Raw genomic sequence first — 15678 nt, 5'->3', positions numbered from 1 at the left:
TATCTCGAAATACTCGAAGTCGAGTACTCGATCCAGAGGAGGTGACGCATGACGGTCCGACGGCGAAGCAACCCGCTCGCCCTGGCCGTGATCGGCCTCCTGTACGAGCGCCCGATGCATCCGTACGAGATGGCCGCCACCCTGCGGGAACGCCGCAAGGAGGAGAGCATCAAGCTCAACTACGGCTCGCTCTACTCGGTCGTTCAGTCCCTGGAGAAGCAGGGGTTGATCGTCACGCAGGAGACGCGCAAGGACGGCAGGCGGCCCGAGCGGACCGTCTACGGGCTGACCGAGCGCGGCAGGGTGGAGCTCCTCGACTGGCTGAGCGAGCTGGTGAGCATTCCCGCCCGGGAGTTCACCCAGTTCGAGGCGGCCCTGTCCCTGATGCCCTACCTCGGGCCCGACCAGGCGTTGCGGATGCTCCTGGAGAGGGCGCGCCGGCTGGAGACGGAGTTGGTGGGGAGCCAGGCCGTTCTGGAACAGGCCGGTGAGGTGAAGCTGCCGCGCCTGATGGTCGTCGAGTACGAGTACCGCCTCGCGCTCCGCCGTACGGAGCTCGGCTTCGTCAACGCCCTCATCCGGGACATCGCCGACGGCTCGCTGGAGGGCATCGACGCGTGGCGGCGGTTGCACGACTCCCTGGAGGCGGGGACGCGACCCGACATCGAAGGGGAGGTGCGGTCCTGGAACGCCGGCAGGCCCTCCTGAACCGGTGAGCACGACCCAAGGAAAGCCCCCGGACGGTGTTGCAGCACCGCCGGGGGCGAAGAGTCGATCGGCCACGCGTGACCAGTCAACGCTCACGACAATGGTACGCGCGTGGCCCGGAAGGGCACACGAATGATCACTAGAGCCATAGAGGCGAACGGGCTCACCAAGACGTACGGGAAGGTCCAGGCGCTGAACGGGCTGAGCCTGGACGTCGAGCCGGGCACGGTCTTCGGGCTGCTCGGGCCGAACGGCGCGGGCAAGTCCACCACCGTCAAGATCCTCACCACGCTGTCCCGTCCCACGGGTGGCACTGCCCACGTCATGGGCATCGACGTCATGAAAAATCCGGACAAGGTGCGGAGGGTCATCGGGTGCGTCATTCAGCAGCCCAGCGTCGATCCCACCGCCACCGGCCGGGAGAACCTCCATCTCCAAGGCGCCCTGTACGGCATGCCGTACAGGCAGCTCAAGCGCCGGGCGGCCGAGCTGCTCGACCGGTTCGGCCTCGGTGAGGCGGCGGGGCGGCTCGCGCGGACGTACTCCGGCGGCATGCTGCGCAAGCTCGACGTCGCCATGGGGCTGGTCCACCGCCCACGGGTGCTCTTCCTCGACGAGCCGACCACCGGGCTCGACCCCGAGGCGAGGGCCGAGATGTGGACGGAGATCGCCCGCCTGACCGGCGACGAGGGCCTGACCATCCTGCTCACCACTCACTACCTGGACGAGGCGGACAGGCTCGCCTCCCGGCTGGCCATCGTCGACAAGGGCAGGGTGGTGGTCACCGGAAGCCCCGAGGACCTGAAGAGCGAGCTGCGCGGCGACGCGGTGAGCGTCGACCTGGCTGACGCGGGCGACCACCGGCGGGCGAGGCAGGCGCTGGCGGGCGTCGGCGCCGTCCGCGAGCTCACCCTCGTCGGGCGCGGGCTGCGGGCCCGGGTCGACGACGCCGCGGCGACGCTGCCGGCCGTGCTGGCGGCACTCGACGCCGCGGGAGTCGCCGTGTCGTCGGTGTCCATCTCCCGGCCGTCGCTCGACGACGTCTATCTGCGCTACGCCGGACGCGCCTTCTCCGATGCCCATCTCGCCCCGGCCCTGAGCGCCGATACCGGTCACGCCCCGGCCACGAGCGCCGATGCCGGTCACGCCTCGGCCACGAGCGCCGATGCCGGTCACGCCCCCGCGCCGGCCGCCGATGCCGCCGGCGCGTCACGCGCACGTACGGAAAGTCCGGCTGGAGACGGCTTCGGCCGGGACGGGAGGGTGGCATGACCACGACCACGACCACGATCGAGGCGCCGGCGCTCGGCTTCAGGCCGTCCCGGCTGGCCCTGCTCTCGCACTCTCGGCACTTCACCCTCCAGTCGGTCCGGGTGCTGCTCCGCCAGCCGTTCTTCGTGGCGGTGACGCTGATCCAGCCGATGATCTGGCTGCTGCTGTTCGGCCAGCTGTTCAAGCGGGTGGTCGAGGTGCCCGGATTCGGCGGGGGGAGCTACATCGACTTCCTCGTCCCCGGCGTCATCGTGATGAACGTGCTGTTCTCCGCCGGATGGAGCGGCATGACGTTCATCGAGTACATCGACCGCGGCGTCATGGACCGGCTCCTCGCCACGCCGCTGCGCCGGGGCGCCCTGATCGTGGCGTCCCTCGCGTACAACTCGCTGACGGTGCTCGTCCAGACCGTGGTGATCTTCCTGGTGGGCTGGGCGCTCGGCGCGACGTACACCGCCTCGGGCATCGCCGTCACGCTGCTCGCCACGGTGCTGCTCACCGCGGCCTTCTCCGCCATGTCCGACGCGTACGCGCTGGTCCTGCGGAGCAGGGAGTCGCTGATCGGCCTGACGATGTTCCTGACGCTCCCGCTGTCGTTCCTCTCGTCCGCGCTCATGTCCTCCCAGGCCGCGCCCGGCTGGATCAGGACGGCGGCCCGATACAACCCCGTGGACTGGGCGATCGTCTCCGCCCGGGAGGCGCTCGCGGGCGGCGCCGACTGGGCGGCCGTCTGGGCCCGCCTCGGCTGGCTCGCGCTTCTGGCGCTCGCGCTCGGCTACCTGGCCACGCGGGCGTTCGGGGCCTACCAGCGTTCGATCTAGCCGGCGTTCGATCTAGCCGGCGTTCGGATTCGAACGGCGCTTGATTCAACCGGCCCCGCCGGTCCCGCTGCACTACGATCGACGGCCATGTCCCTGCGCCTGGCCCCTCCGGAGCTCCCCCTCGGCGGCGACGCCACAGGGGGAGTGGTCCGGGTCGGGGACACGGTCCGGCGACCGGTGCGGCCCTCCACCCCTTCGGTACACGCGCTGCTGCGCCATTTGGAGGCAGCCACGTTCGACCGGGCGCCCCGCGTCCTCGGCGTGGACGAGCGTGGCCGGGAGATCCTCACGTACGTCGACGGGATCGTGCCCGCCCGCCCTCTCCCCGCGTACGCCATCAGCGACGACTCGCTCGCCGAGCTCGCTCGGCTGCTGCGCCGGTTCCACGACGCGGCGGCCTCTTTCACGCCCTCCGAGGGCGCGGTCTGGGAGGACGGCTCCGCGCCGGACGGCGAGCCCGAGTTGATCGGCCACTGCGACGTCACGCCGCAGAACGTGGTCTTCCGCGCCGCGCCCGGCGGGGGCCCGGTGCCGTACGCGCTGATCGACTTCGGCATGGCCCGCCCGACGACACGGTTGTACGACGTCGTCACCACGCTGCGCCACTGGGCGCCCATCGCCGACCCCCTCGACCGTGACCCGCTGCAGCGCGCACTCGACGCCGGCCCCCGCCTCCGGATCTTCTGCGACGCGTACGGCCTGACCGCGCGGGACCGGTTGCGGCTGCTGGCGACGGCCAGGACACGGTTCGACCGCTCCTATGCCGTGATGCGCCGCAAGGCGCGGACCGAGGGCGGCGGCTGGGCCCGCCTGTGGGCGGACGGCGCCGGTCAGCGCATCAGGAGAGGGGCCGCGTGGCTCGACGCCAACGAGGACGCCCTGCACGCGCACCTCATCTGACATCTACAGGAGCATCCCCGCGTCCGTCACGTCTTCACGCGATCATGTGCCCGCCTCCGCGCCTGATCCGCGGACGTCTCCGAGTGTGGCCGTGACACCCCCGCCTCGCGGGCCGTGCGGGGCTGCGGGACAATCGCGGGCGTGATCCGGATCATGGACGGGGCGACGGCGGCGGGGCTGCTCCTCGGCGCGGCGCTCGACGCGGTGGCGGGCGATCCACGGCGCGGCCATCCGGTGGCGGTGTTCGGCGGTCGCGCCGCCGCCCTGGAGAAGCGCCTGTATCGCGACTCGCGGGCGGCCGGCGTCGTGTTCGCCGCCACGTGCGTCGGCACGGTCGCCGCCATCGGGTTGCTGGCCGACCGGATGACCCGGTCACGCCCGGCCGCCCGCACGGCCGTCACCGCCGCCGCCACGTGGGCCGTGCTGGGCGGCACCTCCCTGGCCAAGGAGGGCGTCGCGATGGCCGCCGCCCTGGAGAGCGGTGACCTCCGAGCCGCCCGGGAGCGGCTGCCGAACCTGTGTGGCCGCGATCCGTCGGGGCTCGCCGCCCCGGAGCTCGCGCGCGGGACGGTCGAGTCGATCGCGGAGAACACCTCCGACGCCGTCGTGGCCCCACTCGTCTGGGGCGCGGTCTTCGGCGTGCCAGGCCTGCTGGGCTACCGGGCGGTCAACACGCTGGACGCGATGGTCGGCCATCGCTCGCCGCGCTACGAGCGATTCGGGTGGGCCTCGGCCCGGCTCGACGACGCCGCCAACCTCGTGCCGGCCCGGCTGACCGGGCTGCTCACGGTCGCGCTGGCGGGCACCGCCGGCGGCTCGCCTGCCAGGGCCGCGGCCATGCTGCGCCGGGACGGCCACCGGCACCCCAGCCCCAACTCCGGGCGGTGCGAGGCCGCCTTCGCCGGCGCCCTCGGCGTACGGCTCGGCGGGGCCAACGACTACGGCGGGCGGGTGGAGCATCGCCCCGGGCTGGGTGACGGACCACCGCCGGCCGTCGCCGACATTCGCCGGTCCGTACGGCTGGCCCGCGCGGTCTCCCTCGCCGCCGTCGTGGTCACGGCCGCCGCCCGGCTCGCCCGCGGCCTCAGCGCGCCGGCCCATCTCCCGGACGAGTGTCTATGACGGCTGCCATCGGCCTCGCCTGCGGCCTCCATGCCTCCGGCCCATCTCCCGGACGACCGCCTCGGCCCTGTCTGCCGTGACCTGCGTACCGCACGTTCCGTTCTCCGGCGTGCGGGCGGGCGGCCCACGTCATGATGAAGCCATGACTTCAATCATCGCCCTCCTGGTGCTCGCGGTGATCTTCAGCATCCTGGTGGCGGTCGTGGTGATCGTCGTGCTCGCCGCCGGCAAGCGGAGAGAGGCGGCCCGAGTGCCGCCGCCTCCCGTCCTGCCGCCCAGCCCGTACGGGGACCCTCGCGAGATCCTCCGGGCACGGTTCGCCGCCGGAGAGATCGACGAGGACGAATACCTGCGGCGAATGTCCGCCCTGGCCCAGGATTGGTAGATTCGGAAGGGTGGGCGACCGGGAGAACCAGATCTTGCTGGTGTTCGACGGGGACTGCCCCTTCTGCCAGATGTGCGTGAACGCCGGGCGGAGGGTCCTGCCGTACATGCCCGCCGTCCGGGCCTGGCAGTTCCTCGATCTCGACGCGGTCGGCCTGACCCGCGAAGAGGTGGCCACGTCGGTGCGGCTCGTCGGCCCGCGCGGTCTCCACGCCCACGGCGCCCGGGCGATCGCGCTGATGCTGGCCCTGCAGCCGCACCCCTGGTGGCGTGCGGCGGGTCGCGTCATGCTGACCCCGCCCGTGAGCTGGCTGGCCGAGGCGGCCTACCGGCTGGTGGCGCGCTACCGCCACCTCATCCCCGTCCCCGCATCCATGTCGTCCGACTAGCACGGGAGCTCTACGGCGGCTTCGCGGTTTGCCGGATGTGGGAAGCGAACGCGCGGGGAACTGTCCAAGGCCGGCCATATCGCGGCACCGGCGCCGGGCATCACCATTGCGGCATGACAGCAGTGGTGGAAACCGAAGGGCTGACAAAGTTCTACGGTTCGAGAAGGGGTCTGGAAGACCTCACGTTCGCGATCCAGCCGGGCGAGGTGTTCGGCTACCTCGGCCCCAACGGCGCGGGCAAGACGACGACGATCAGGCTGCTCCTGGACCTGATCCGGCCGACGTCCGGCCGGGCGACCGTCCTGGGCGCCGACACCCGTGACACCGCCGTCCGGGCGCGGATCGGATACCTGCCGGGCGAGCTCGCGCTGGAGGGCAAGGAACGGGCGCACACCTATCTGAACTTCCTGGCCGACGTCCGTGGCGGCGTGAGCCGGGGGCGGATCGACGAGCTGGCCGAGCGGCTGGACGCCGACCTGTCGATCACGATGGGCGAGCTGTCCAAGGGCAACAAGCAGAAGGTCGGCCTGATCCAGGCGTTCATGCACGACCCCGAGCTGCTCATCCTCGACGAGCCGACGAGCGGGCTCGACCCGCTGGTGCAGCAGGAGTTCCTGGCGATGGTCCGGGAGGTGCGCACGTCGGGCCGTACGGTCCTCATGTCGTCGCACGTCCTCGCCGAGGTCGAGCACGTCGCCGACAGGGTGGGCATCGTCCGGTCCGGTCGGCTGGTCGCGGTCGAGGACGTCGCCGCGCTGCGCGAGCGGGCGGTGCGGCACGTCGAGCTCCAGTTCGACGCGCCGGTCCCCAAGGAGGCGTTCGACGGCCTGCCCGGCGTACGCGACCTGGGGGTCGAGGGAGCGAGCCTGCGCTGCACGATCGACGGCCGCCCCGACGCGCTCATCAAGGCTGCGGCGAAGTTCACGGTGGTCCACCTGGTCAGCGCCGAGCCGGACCTCGAAGAGATCTTCCTGACCTACTACAGCGAGGAGGAGGCGCCCCATGACCGCGCTGACGCGTAAGACGCTCCGCGAGTACCGCAGGGCGCTCATCGGGTGGACCGTCGGCCTGTGCGCGTTCCTCGGGATGTACATCTCGATCTTCGCGAGCATGAAGGACGACCCTGAGACGCTCAGCGCGCAGGCCATCGCGAAGTATCCCGGGCCGCTGAAGGACCTGATGGGCGGCATGGCCGACATCGCCACGGGCGCCGGATTCCTTCAGACGATCGCCTACCAGCTCCTCGGCCCGATGCTGTTCATCATGTGCGCCTCCATCGTGGGCAACCGGGCGATCGCCGGGCCGGAGGAGTCCGGCGTCCTGGAGTTGACCGTGACGCTGCCGATCGACCGCAAGCGGCTGGTCCTCGACCGCTGGCTCGCCTTGGCGCTGGGCGTGCTGGCCGTGGCCGTCGTGACGTTCGCCGTCGTCGTCACGGCCGCCTCCGCGGCGGGCATGGGCGTGCCGTTCGGGCGGATCCTGGCCGCGCACACCGGCCTGTTCCTGGTCGTGATGTTCTTCGGCACGCTGGCGGTGTGCGTCGGCGCCGCCAGCGGGCGAAAGCAGATCGCCCTGGCCGTCGTCGGCGTCTGGGCGGTCGCCGGCTACGTGATCGAGACCCTCGGGAAGACCGTCGACGCGATCGCGTGGCTGCGCTGGCTGTCGCCGTTCCACTACTACCTGGACGGCAGGCCGCTTTACCAGGGATGGCCGGTCGGCGACTACCTTGTGCTGCTGGGCGCGACGGCCGTGCTGCTCATGACGGCGGTGCTCGCGTTCGATCGGCGCGACGTGGGAGTGTGATGGACGGCGTTCTCGCTCGCGTGAGCGAGGCGACAGGGGTGCCCGCCGATCTTCTCGGCGGGTTCCTTTCCGTGCTGACCGCCTCGGCCGCCACGGGGCGGCTGCCCGGCCGGGACGACGTCGACGGGCTGCGGGAGTGCGGCGCCCTCGCCGCGGAGCGCGGCATCCCGCTGCGCGTGCTCGCCGACGCCTGCCTGCGCGCCGCCGAGATCACCTCCGGCGGGGCCTTCGGCGCCGTACGGCGGAGCCTGGCGGCCTTCGCCGAAGGGTACGAGGAGGCCCAGCGCACCGCCGTACGCAGGGAGGAGGAGGCGCGCCGCCTGTTCGTCGACGATCTCCTGCTGGGCAGGGCCGACGCCGAGCGGGCCGAGCACTTCGGGCTGCGGCTGGCCGAGGCCTACGTCGTGACCGTGGCCCGCGCCGATCCCCCGCCGTCGGCGGCCGACCCGCTGATCGGGAGGATCGAGCAGGCGATGTTCGCCCGCTTCGGCTCGCACAACATCCTCGTCGCCGTACGGGACGGCCTGCTGGTCTGCGCGTCCCCCGCGTCGCTGGCCGCGGCGGGCGGCGAGTTCACCCACCACGTGCGGTCCTCCCTCAAGGAGTGGCGGGTGGGGGTGGGCAGGCCGCACAACGGGCCGGGCGGCATCGTCACCTCCTTCAGAGAGGCGGCGAACGCCATCGAGCTGGGGGAGCGGCTCGGCCTGCGCGCCCAGGTCCTCAAGGCGGCCGACCTGCTGGTCTTCCCGGTGCTGCTGCGGGACAGGGCGGCGATCGTGGATCTCGTCTCCACCGTGCTCGGGCCGCTCACCGGGGCCCGGGGCGGGCCCGAGCCGCTGCTGGAGACCCTGGAGGCGGTCTTCGCCGCCCAGGGCAACCACACCGCGGCGGCCCGCAGGCTCGGCGTCAGCGCCCGGTCCATCACCTACCGGCTGGAGCGGATACGCAGGCTGACCGGGTTCTCCCCGACCGACCCCACACAGCGGTTCACGCTGGAGACGGCCGTGCTGGGCGCCCGGCTGCTCGAGTGGCCCTCCCGGCCGCTGTCCTGACCCGCCTCAGCTGTCCCGACCCGCTTCAGGGGATGAGCAGCAGCTTGCCGGTGGTCCGCCGGGCCTCGAGATCGTCGTGGGCCCGGCGGGCCTCGGCCAGCGGGTAGCGCTGGGAGATGTGCACCTTGAGCGCGCCGGACACCACCCAGCCGAGCAGCTCGCCGGCGCGCGACACCAGCTCCTCCCGCGTGGCGGTGTAGTGGGCGAGCGTCGGCCTGGTCAGGAAGAGCGAGCCCGCCGTGTTCAGCCGCTGCGGGTCGAAGGGCGGGACCGGCCCGCTGGCCGCGCCGTACAGCGCGAGCATCCCGCGGGGGCGCAGCGACGCGAGCGACCCCTCGAAGGTGGCCGCGCCGACGCCGTCGTACACCACGTGGACGCCGGCTCCGGTGATCCGCCTTACGGCCTCGGGGACCTCGCCGTAGCCGATCACCTCGTCGGCGCCCGCCTGCCGGGCGAGCTTCTCCTTCTCGGGGCTGGAGACCGTCCCGATCACCCGCGCGCCGCGCAGCTTCGCCATCTGGGTGATCAGCAGCCCCATGCCGCCCGCCGCGGCGTGGACCAGCACGTCGTCGCCCTGCCGTACGGCGTAGGTGGAATGGGTGAGGTAGTGGGCGGTGAGACCTTGGAGCAGCACCCCGGCGGCGAGCTCCGGAGACAGCCCCTCGGGCAGCAGCACCGCCTTGCCGGCCGGGACGAGCGCCTTGGAGGCGTAGGAGCCGATGACGTTCGCCCACGCGACGCGGTCGCCGGCGACCAGGTCGGTCACGCCGGGGCCGACGGCCGCCACGGTGCCCGCGCCCTCGCTCCCCGGGACGAAGGGCAGCGGCATCGGGTAGCGGCCCTCGCGGTGGTAGACGTCGATGAAGTTGACGCCGCTCGCCGCCACGTCGACCAGCACCTCGCCCGGCCCGGGGACCGGGTCGGGGAGCTCGGTGTGTTCGAGCACCGAGGAATCACCGCTGACGGGGACGACGATGGCACGCATGTGCGGCTCCAGACTGTCGGCTCGCTTCCTTGCCGGGTTTCAACCTCCTCCGCCGTGCGCGTTGTTCCCCGCCCCCGCCACCAGAAGGCGCAGCAGCCGCAGGTCGACGCTCTCCAGCGTCGGCACGGTCACCACTCCCTCGGGTACGGCGGCCGGATCGAGGCCGACGGCGATGACCGCGCAACCGGCCGCGCGGGCCGACGCGATCCCCGTGGGGCTGTCCTCGATCGCGACGCACGAGGAGGGATCGACGCCGAGCCTGCCGGCGGCGGCCAGGTAGGGGTCGGGCGCCGGCTTGTTCCTCGCGCTGTCCCCGGCCGCGACCGACAGGCGGAACCGGTGGCCCCCGACGGTGTCCAGCACCATGTCGACCACCGGACGGGGGGACGCGCTGACCAGGCCGGCGGGCACTCCCGCCGCGCCGAGGGCCTCAAGCAGGGCGATCGCGCCGGGAAGCGTGGTCACCCCGCTCTCGATCCGCTCGGTGAACGCTCTGGTGAGCATGGCCTCGACCACGCGCGGGCCGGGGCCGCCGGCGACTTTTCCCGACACGAGGACGGCGGCGTCCTCGACCGGCAGGCCGAACAGCGCCTGCCGGTCGCCCTGGGCCAGGGGTGACCGCAGTCCCAGGGCGACCTCGACGCAGGCCGCCCACCACAGATCCTCGGTGTCCACGAGCGTGCCGTCCATGTCGAACAGCACGGCCGACGGCACGCCGTGGAGATCAGGCGGCATCGGCCGGCGTCAGACGGCGTTGTGCTCGGGCACGGCGACGGCGGCCCGCGGGGTCGCGCCTGCGGCACGCTCCGTCGCCGCCGACACCAGCACGGGACGCTCGACCAGGGCGACCCGCACCCGGGTGCCGGGCGCGAGCCGTACGGCGTCGTGGCCGGGCACGTCGGACAGGACCTCGGTCCCGTCGGGCAGCACCACGGTCAGCCGCGCGATCGACCCGCGGAACGACGACACCATGACCAGCCCGCCGGCGTCCTCCTCCGGGGTGACCAGCACGGCCTCCGGCCGGACCAGCACGTCCACGTCCGTGGAGCCGGGGACCTCGCCGTCCACCGGCAGCATCTGCCCGAGGACCGTAACGCGGTCTCCGGACACCCGGCCGGGGATGTGGTTCATCGTGCCGACGAACTCCGCCACGAACGGGGTCGCGGGCCGGTCGTACAGCGTGGCCGGGTCGGCGACCTGCTCCAGGCGGCCCGCGCGGAGCACGGCGACCCGGTCGGCCATCGACAGGGCCTCCTCCTGGTCGTGCGTCACGAAGATCGTCGTGATGCCGAGGGAGAGCTGGAGCCGGCGGATCTCCTCGCGGAGGGTGACCCGGACCTTGGCGTCGAGCGCGGACAGCGGCTCGTCGAGCAGCAGCACCCGCGGCTCGAGCGCGAGCGCGCGGGCGAGCGCCACCCGCTGCTGCTGGCCGCCGGAGAGCTGGTGCGGGTACCGATCGCCGATCGAGGGCAGCCCGATCAGGTCCAGCAGCTCCTGCGCGCGGGCGTGCCGCTTCGCCGCGGGGGCCTTGCGCACCCGCATCCCGAAGGCCACGTTCTCCTTGACGCTCATGTTGGGGAACAGGCTGTAGGACTGGAAGACCATCCCCGCGTCGCGGCGGTTGGCGGGCACCGGCGTGATGTCCGACCCGTCGACCAGGATCTCGCCCTCGTCCGGATGCTCGAAGCCGGCCAGGCAGCGCAGGGCGGTGGTCTTGCCGCACCCCGACGGTCCGAGCAGGGCCACCAGCTCGCCCGGCTCGACCGTGAGGTCGAGACCGTCCAGTGCGGTGGTGCTGCCGAACGTCCGGCGCAGCCCGCGGAACTCGACCCGGGCCCCGTTCATGAACCACTCCTTTGCCTTGCTCCGGCGGAGGACAGGCCGAGCAGCAGCAGCCAGGTGATCAGCAGGCTGAACACCGAGACCGCCACCGACACCTGCGCCTGCGAATCGGAGATCGTGTAGATCCAGACGGGGAAGGTCTGGTAGCTGAGCAGCTGGGCGATCGTGAACTCTCCGAGCACGAGCGCCAGTGTGAGGAAGGCGGCGCTGGCCAGGGCTGCCCTCAGGTTGGGCACGATGACCCGGAAGAGCAGGTGCGGCCATGAGGCGCCGAGGTTCCTGGCCGCCTCGACCAGCGTGCGGACGTCCATCGCGCCCAGCCCGGCGTCCAGCGCCCGGTAGGCGAACGGCAGAGCCAGCACCACGTAGGCCAGCACCAAGACGATGGGGAAGTCCGGGTTCTGCACCGAGATGATGGTCTGGTAGAGCGGGGTGGTCGCCAGGTAGTCGGGCCCCCACTGGAGGACCCTGCTGATCCCGGCGACGAACGTGATCGGCGGCACGACCAGCGGGAGCGTGCACACGATCTCCAGGACCGGCCGCAGCTTCGGCACGCTGAGCCGTACGGCCAGCATGGCGGGCAGCGTCAGCAGCAGGACCAGCGCGATCGTGGCGACCCCGAGGCCGAGGGAGAGCAGGATGGAGCGCCCGAAGCCCTCGGCGGAGAAGATCTGCCCGTAGGCGTCCAGGCTGAAGCCCTGGTCGGGCTCCTTCACCGTGAACGCGAACGAGGCGATCAGCGGGACGAGGAAGTAGACGGCGGCGAAGAACAGGATCACGCCCCGCCACGCCCGGAACCGGCGCGGGCGGCCCGGCCTGGCCCCCGGCTCCGGGACCGTGGCCGGGGCCGGCAGGGTCTCGGGAGTCAGCGCAGCCATCGGGCGCTCCTTCGCTGCAGCGGGAGGTAGACCGCCATGACCAGGCCCGCGACCACGATCATGTCGAGGCTGAGGGCCAGCGCGACGTTCTCGTGACCGATCAGGACGTTGCCGCTCAGCGCGGCGTCGATCTGCAGGGTGACCAGCGGGACGGAGGCGCCGACCATCGCCTTGGCGGTCGCGTAGGCCGCGAAGGCGCCGCCGAACAGCAGCACCACGCCGCCCAGCAGCGTCGGGGCCAGGACCGGGATGCCGACGTACCGCCAGAACTGCCAGGCTCCTGCGCCGTTGTTCTGGGCGGCCTCACGCCACTGCGGACGCAGGCCGTCGAGCGCCGGCACCACCACGACGACCATCAGGGGGATGGAGAAGTACAGGTAGACCAGGGCGAGGCCCCAGAAGTTGTACAGGCTCCACCCGCGGTCACCGAGGCCGAGAGCCGAGGTGATCACGCCGGAGTTGCCGAGGGTGGCGATCCAGGCGAAGGCCAGCGGCACGCCGCCGAAGTTCGACAGGACTCCTGAGGCGGTCAGGATCGCCTCGCGCAGAGCCCGGAACCGGGAGGTGACCACGGCCTGGGCGAGGAATGTGCCCAGCACCGCGCCCAGCACCGCGACGAGCGCCGAGAGCTTGACGCTCCCGGTCAGCGCGGTGAGGTACGCGCCGTGCACCGAGTCGGTGAGGTTGGCCGTGCTGAACGTGCCGCCCCGGCTGAAGGTGCCGCCCAGGATCACCAGGAGCGGCACGCCGAAGATGAGGGCGATGAAGGCCAGCAGCGGCACCGCCGCGAGCCAGGTCCGCGACCTCGTACGGCCGCGCCGGGAGGCGGCGGCCGTACGAAGAGGGGTGTCGGCTGCCGACATCAGCCCGAGACCGCCGCGCCCCAGCCGGCCGCCAGGGTCTCCTTGGCCTTGTCGACCTGAGCGGGGGTGGGGAACGTCGGGGTGCCGTCCACCTGGGGAAGCTGCGCCACCAGGGCGGCGTCGGCGCTTCCGTCGGCCTGCATCGCGGGCAGCAGCACCGGGCGGGCGAAGCCCTTCAGCCAGAGGTTCTGGCCCTCGGGGCTGTAGAGGAACTCCTCCCACAGGCGCGCGGCGGCCGGGTGGGGGGCCGACTTGCTGATCGCCTGGGAGTAGAAGTTGGCGTACTTGCCGTCAGAGGGGATCGCGACCTTCCAGTCGACGCCCTTGGTGGCGAACTCCTTGGCGTAGCTGGCCTGGAGGTAGTCCCAGTCGATGGTGATCGGCGTCTCGCCCTTCTGGACGGTCGCCGGGGTGGCCTCGACGGGGGTGTAGTTCCCCGCCTCCTTCATCTTCTTGAAGAAGTCGATGCCGGGCTGGATATCGTCGAACGAGCCCTGGTTGGCCAGCGAGGCCGCGTAGACGCCGGCGAAGGCGGCTCCGGCCTTGGTCGGGTCGCCGTTCAGCGCGACCTTGCCCTTGTAATCCGGCTTCAGCAGGTCGGCGAACGACGCGGGGCAGGTCTTGACCCGCTTGGCGTCGCAGCCGATCGAGACGTAGCCGCCGTAGTCGTAGTACCAGGCGCCGGTGGACTCCTTCTGGCCGTCGGGGATCTTGTCCCAGGTCTGCACCTTGTAGGGGGCGAACAGGCCCTCCTGGGCGCCGCTGAGGGCGAACGCGCTGCCGAGGTCCAGCACGTCGGGGGCGCGGTCCTGGCCCTTCAGGGTCTTGACCGCGTTGATCTCGTCCTGGCTGGAGCCGTCGGGGTTGTCGCTGTTGATCTTGATGCCGTACTTGGCGGTGAACGCCGAGATGATCTCGCCGTAGTTGGCCCAGTTGGGGGGCAGCGCGATGACGTTGAGCTGGCCCTCCTTCTTGGCCGCCGCGACCAGCGCGTCGAGCCCGCCGAGGTCGGCGGCCGAGGTGGCCGTCGCGGCCTTGGAGCCACCCGACCCGGCGGAGCCGCCGGTCTCCGCCGAGGGAGCCGCGCCGCAGGCGGCGATCATTGATGTGGCTATGGTGAGCCCGGCCACGAGGCCGGCAGTCCGTGCGGACAAGGGGTTCCTCCCACTGTGGTACGTGGATCGAAAGTAAGCGAACTTGTACAAACAAGCCAGACCAAGTAAGTCGCATATCTATGTCGGTCGAGTGAACGGGAAGGGTCCATGACGGTGGCGCGTTACGAACAGATCGCAAGTGAGCTGCGGGACGAGATCGTCCGCGGCGACTACCCGATCGGCGCCCAGCTGCCCTCCGAGACCGAGCTGGCCTCCCGATATGCGGTCGCCCGAGGGACGATACGTCAGGCCGTGGCCGTCCTCGCGGCCGAGGGCCTGGTCGGGTCGCGGCAGGGCGCCCGGCGGATCGTGCTCGGCAGCGAGCGCAGCCAGAGCTTCGCGGAGTTGCACAGCTTCGCGCAGTGGGCGCGCTCGATGGGCTACCGGGCGAGCGGCTCCGTGCTGTCCTCCCGCCGCCGCGCGTGCACGGCCGCGGAGGCCGAACGGCTGTCGCTCACGCCGGGGGAGGAGATTCTCACCGTGCTGCGGCTGCGGCGGCTCGACGGCGAGCCCGTTCTCGTCGAGCGCACCGTCTACGCCGGCTGGATCGCCCCGGCCGTGGAGAAGCTCGATCCGGAGTGCGAGTCCGTCACCCAGGAGCTCTACGAGTCGGTCGGGCTGGTCTTCGCGTACGGCGAGCACCTGATCGACGCCGTGGCCGCCGGGAGCGACGACGCCCGCCTGCTCGGCGTACGCCGCGGCAGCCCCCTGTTACGCCAGCGCCGTACGACGACGAGCCAGGAGGGCCGCCCGGTCGAGTGGTCCGACGACCGCTACCGCGCGGGCAGCGTCACCTTCAGCATCCGCAACTCCACCTCCGCCAACCCCCTCGTCCGCCGCGCCGGCGACTGATCACTGCCGTCCGGAGACAGTGGGCATGTCCTCGCCTGTGGGAACGCCGAGCCCGTAAAGCCGGATGTCGACATCGAGATCGGCGAGTTTCGCGAAGATGAGGGGACGGACCCGGGCCCAGGGGAGGCCCCCGTTGCCGCAGCCCAATGGAGGGATCGCGACACTCCGGACATCAAGTTCGACGAGGAGTCGAGCGAGATCGTCCAGCCCTGCCTCGATGTCGTCCAGACGTGACGGTTGCCGCCAATGGCGCTTCGTGGGGAAGTTGAGCACCCATCGGTCACCATCGCCCAGCCGTACGGGGAGAACGCGGCCAGGCTCGACACGGCCGTCCGCGCAGGCGTCCGCGTAGGCGGCGAAGACATCCGGGAAGGCGCGCTTGAACTGCAGGGCGATGCCCTTGCCCATGACGCCGACGGTGTTCACGGTGTTGACCAGCGCCTGAGCGTCGTCAAGCAGCAGGTCGCCGGTGGTTTCGGTGATCAAGCGTTTCGCCCCCGTCTGACGTCGTCTCTGCTCCTGCCCGGCCGCCGAGCCGTTCACCTCCAGAAGTATCAGTGCCGTCCGACATTCACGGTTCCGGCCTCGGAGGCGTGGGAACGGCAGTGGGGTGCGCTCCGGGGCGGTGCGGCAGGCCGGGAGGAGCGCGACGG

At 71.8% G+C, this 15678-nt stretch carries 18 protein-coding genes; 11 read left to right on the top strand and 7 right to left on the bottom strand.

The window, feature by feature from the left end; translation table 11 throughout:
• Positions 1-48 precede the first annotated feature (48 nt).
• The 10 genes from AB0B72_RS16510 to AB0B72_RS16465 all read left to right on the top strand — a co-directional run bounded on the left by AB0B72_RS16510 (position 49) and on the right by AB0B72_RS16465 (position 8451).
• On the top strand, positions 49-708 hold the full coding sequence (locus tag AB0B72_RS16510; RefSeq protein ID WP_367739613.1) for a PadR family transcriptional regulator: 660 nt from the start codon (positions 49-51) through the stop codon (positions 706-708).
• Positions 709-840: 132 nt separating this feature from the next.
• The gene (locus AB0B72_RS16505; protein ID WP_367739612.1) at positions 841-1980 is read left to right on the top strand and encodes an ATP-binding cassette domain-containing protein; all 1140 of its coding nucleotides are present in this window, start codon (positions 841-843) and stop codon (positions 1978-1980) included.
• The gene (locus AB0B72_RS16500) at positions 1977-2801 is read left to right on the top strand and encodes an ABC transporter permease (RefSeq protein ID WP_367739611.1); all 825 of its coding nucleotides are present in this window, start codon (positions 1977-1979) and stop codon (positions 2799-2801) included. The genes AB0B72_RS16505 and AB0B72_RS16500 overlap by 4 nt, the downstream gene beginning before the upstream one ends.
• 87 nt (positions 2802-2888) lie before the next feature.
• Positions 2889-3701 carry an aminoglycoside phosphotransferase family protein gene (locus AB0B72_RS16495; RefSeq protein WP_367739610.1) on the top strand — a complete coding sequence of 271 codons (813 nt, stop codon included), beginning with the start codon at positions 2889-2891 and terminating at the stop codon, positions 3699-3701.
• Positions 3702-3854: 153 nt separating this feature from the next.
• The gene (locus AB0B72_RS16490; protein ID WP_367739690.1) at positions 3855-4823 is read left to right on the top strand and encodes a cobalamin biosynthesis protein; all 969 of its coding nucleotides are present in this window, start codon (positions 3855-3857) and stop codon (positions 4821-4823) included.
• A gap of 142 nt (positions 4824-4965) precedes the next feature.
• On the top strand, positions 4966-5208 hold the full coding sequence (locus AB0B72_RS16485; protein WP_367739609.1) for an SHOCT domain-containing protein: 243 nt from the start codon (positions 4966-4968) through the stop codon (positions 5206-5208).
• Between the two features lie 10 nt (positions 5209-5218).
• Entirely contained in the window at positions 5219-5596 is a 378-nt protein-coding gene (locus tag AB0B72_RS16480; protein WP_367739608.1) for a thiol-disulfide oxidoreductase DCC family protein, read from the top strand.
• Between the two features lie 113 nt (positions 5597-5709).
• Complete coding sequence (locus AB0B72_RS16475) at positions 5710-6618, top strand: ABC transporter ATP-binding protein (RefSeq protein ID WP_367739607.1); 909 nt, start codon at positions 5710-5712, stop codon at positions 6616-6618.
• Positions 6599-7399: an ABC transporter permease subunit gene (locus tag AB0B72_RS16470; RefSeq protein ID WP_367739606.1), complete on the top strand. Its 801-nt coding sequence runs from the start codon at positions 6599-6601 to the stop codon at positions 7397-7399. The genes AB0B72_RS16475 and AB0B72_RS16470 overlap by 20 nt, the downstream gene beginning before the upstream one ends.
• Entirely contained in the window at positions 7399-8451 is a 1053-nt protein-coding gene (locus AB0B72_RS16465) for a PucR family transcriptional regulator (RefSeq protein ID WP_367739604.1), read from the top strand. The genes AB0B72_RS16470 and AB0B72_RS16465 overlap by 1 nt, the downstream gene beginning before the upstream one ends.
• Positions 8452-8476: 25 nt before the next feature.
• Here AB0B72_RS16465 and AB0B72_RS16460 read toward each other — a convergent pair whose 3' ends face one another.
• The 6 genes from AB0B72_RS16460 to AB0B72_RS16435 are packed head-to-tail and all read right to left on the bottom strand — an operon-like array spanning position 8477 to position 14173.
• Positions 8477-9436 carry a quinone oxidoreductase gene (locus AB0B72_RS16460; RefSeq protein ID WP_367739603.1) on the bottom strand — a complete coding sequence of 320 codons (960 nt, stop codon included), beginning with the start codon at positions 9434-9436 and terminating at the stop codon, positions 8477-8479.
• A 39-nt stretch (positions 9437-9475) separates the two neighbouring features.
• Positions 9476-10171, bottom strand: coding sequence for an HAD family hydrolase (locus tag AB0B72_RS16455; protein ID WP_367739602.1), 696 nt, complete (start codon positions 10169-10171; stop codon positions 9476-9478).
• Between the two features lie 9 nt (positions 10172-10180).
• Positions 10181-11281, bottom strand: coding sequence for an ABC transporter ATP-binding protein (locus tag AB0B72_RS16450; RefSeq protein ID WP_367739601.1), 1101 nt, complete (start codon positions 11279-11281; stop codon positions 10181-10183).
• The gene (locus AB0B72_RS16445; RefSeq protein ID WP_367739600.1) at positions 11278-12156 is read right to left on the bottom strand and encodes an ABC transporter permease; all 879 of its coding nucleotides are present in this window, start codon (positions 12154-12156) and stop codon (positions 11278-11280) included. Before AB0B72_RS16445 ends, AB0B72_RS16450 begins: the two co-directional genes overlap by 4 nt.
• Positions 12144-13019: an ABC transporter permease gene (locus AB0B72_RS16440; protein ID WP_367739599.1), complete on the bottom strand. Its 876-nt coding sequence runs from the start codon at positions 13017-13019 to the stop codon at positions 12144-12146. Before AB0B72_RS16440 ends, AB0B72_RS16445 begins: the two co-directional genes overlap by 13 nt.
• A complete protein-coding gene (locus AB0B72_RS16435) occupies positions 13019-14173 on the bottom strand; it encodes an ABC transporter substrate-binding protein (RefSeq protein ID WP_367739598.1) in 1155 nt (384 codons plus the stop codon). The genes AB0B72_RS16440 and AB0B72_RS16435 overlap by 1 nt, the downstream gene beginning before the upstream one ends.
• Before the next feature lie 108 nt (positions 14174-14281).
• Between AB0B72_RS16435 and AB0B72_RS16430 the strand changes: the two genes are divergently transcribed.
• Positions 14282-15025, top strand: coding sequence for a GntR family transcriptional regulator (locus AB0B72_RS16430; protein ID WP_367739597.1), 744 nt, complete (start codon positions 14282-14284; stop codon positions 15023-15025).
• Here the strand turns inward: AB0B72_RS16430 and AB0B72_RS16425 are convergent, their stop codons facing one another.
• On the bottom strand, positions 15026-15511 hold the full coding sequence (locus tag AB0B72_RS16425; RefSeq protein ID WP_367739595.1) for a macro domain-containing protein: 486 nt from the start codon (positions 15509-15511) through the stop codon (positions 15026-15028). It lies immediately after the preceding gene.
• Between the last annotated feature and the right edge of the window lie 167 nt (positions 15512-15678).

It is taken from the genome of Microbispora sp. NPDC049125 (assembly GCF_040802045.1).
Taxonomy (GTDB): domain Bacteria; phylum Actinomycetota; class Actinomycetes; order Streptosporangiales; family Streptosporangiaceae; genus Microbispora.
This window is presented reverse-complemented; position numbering and strand designations above follow the sequence as displayed.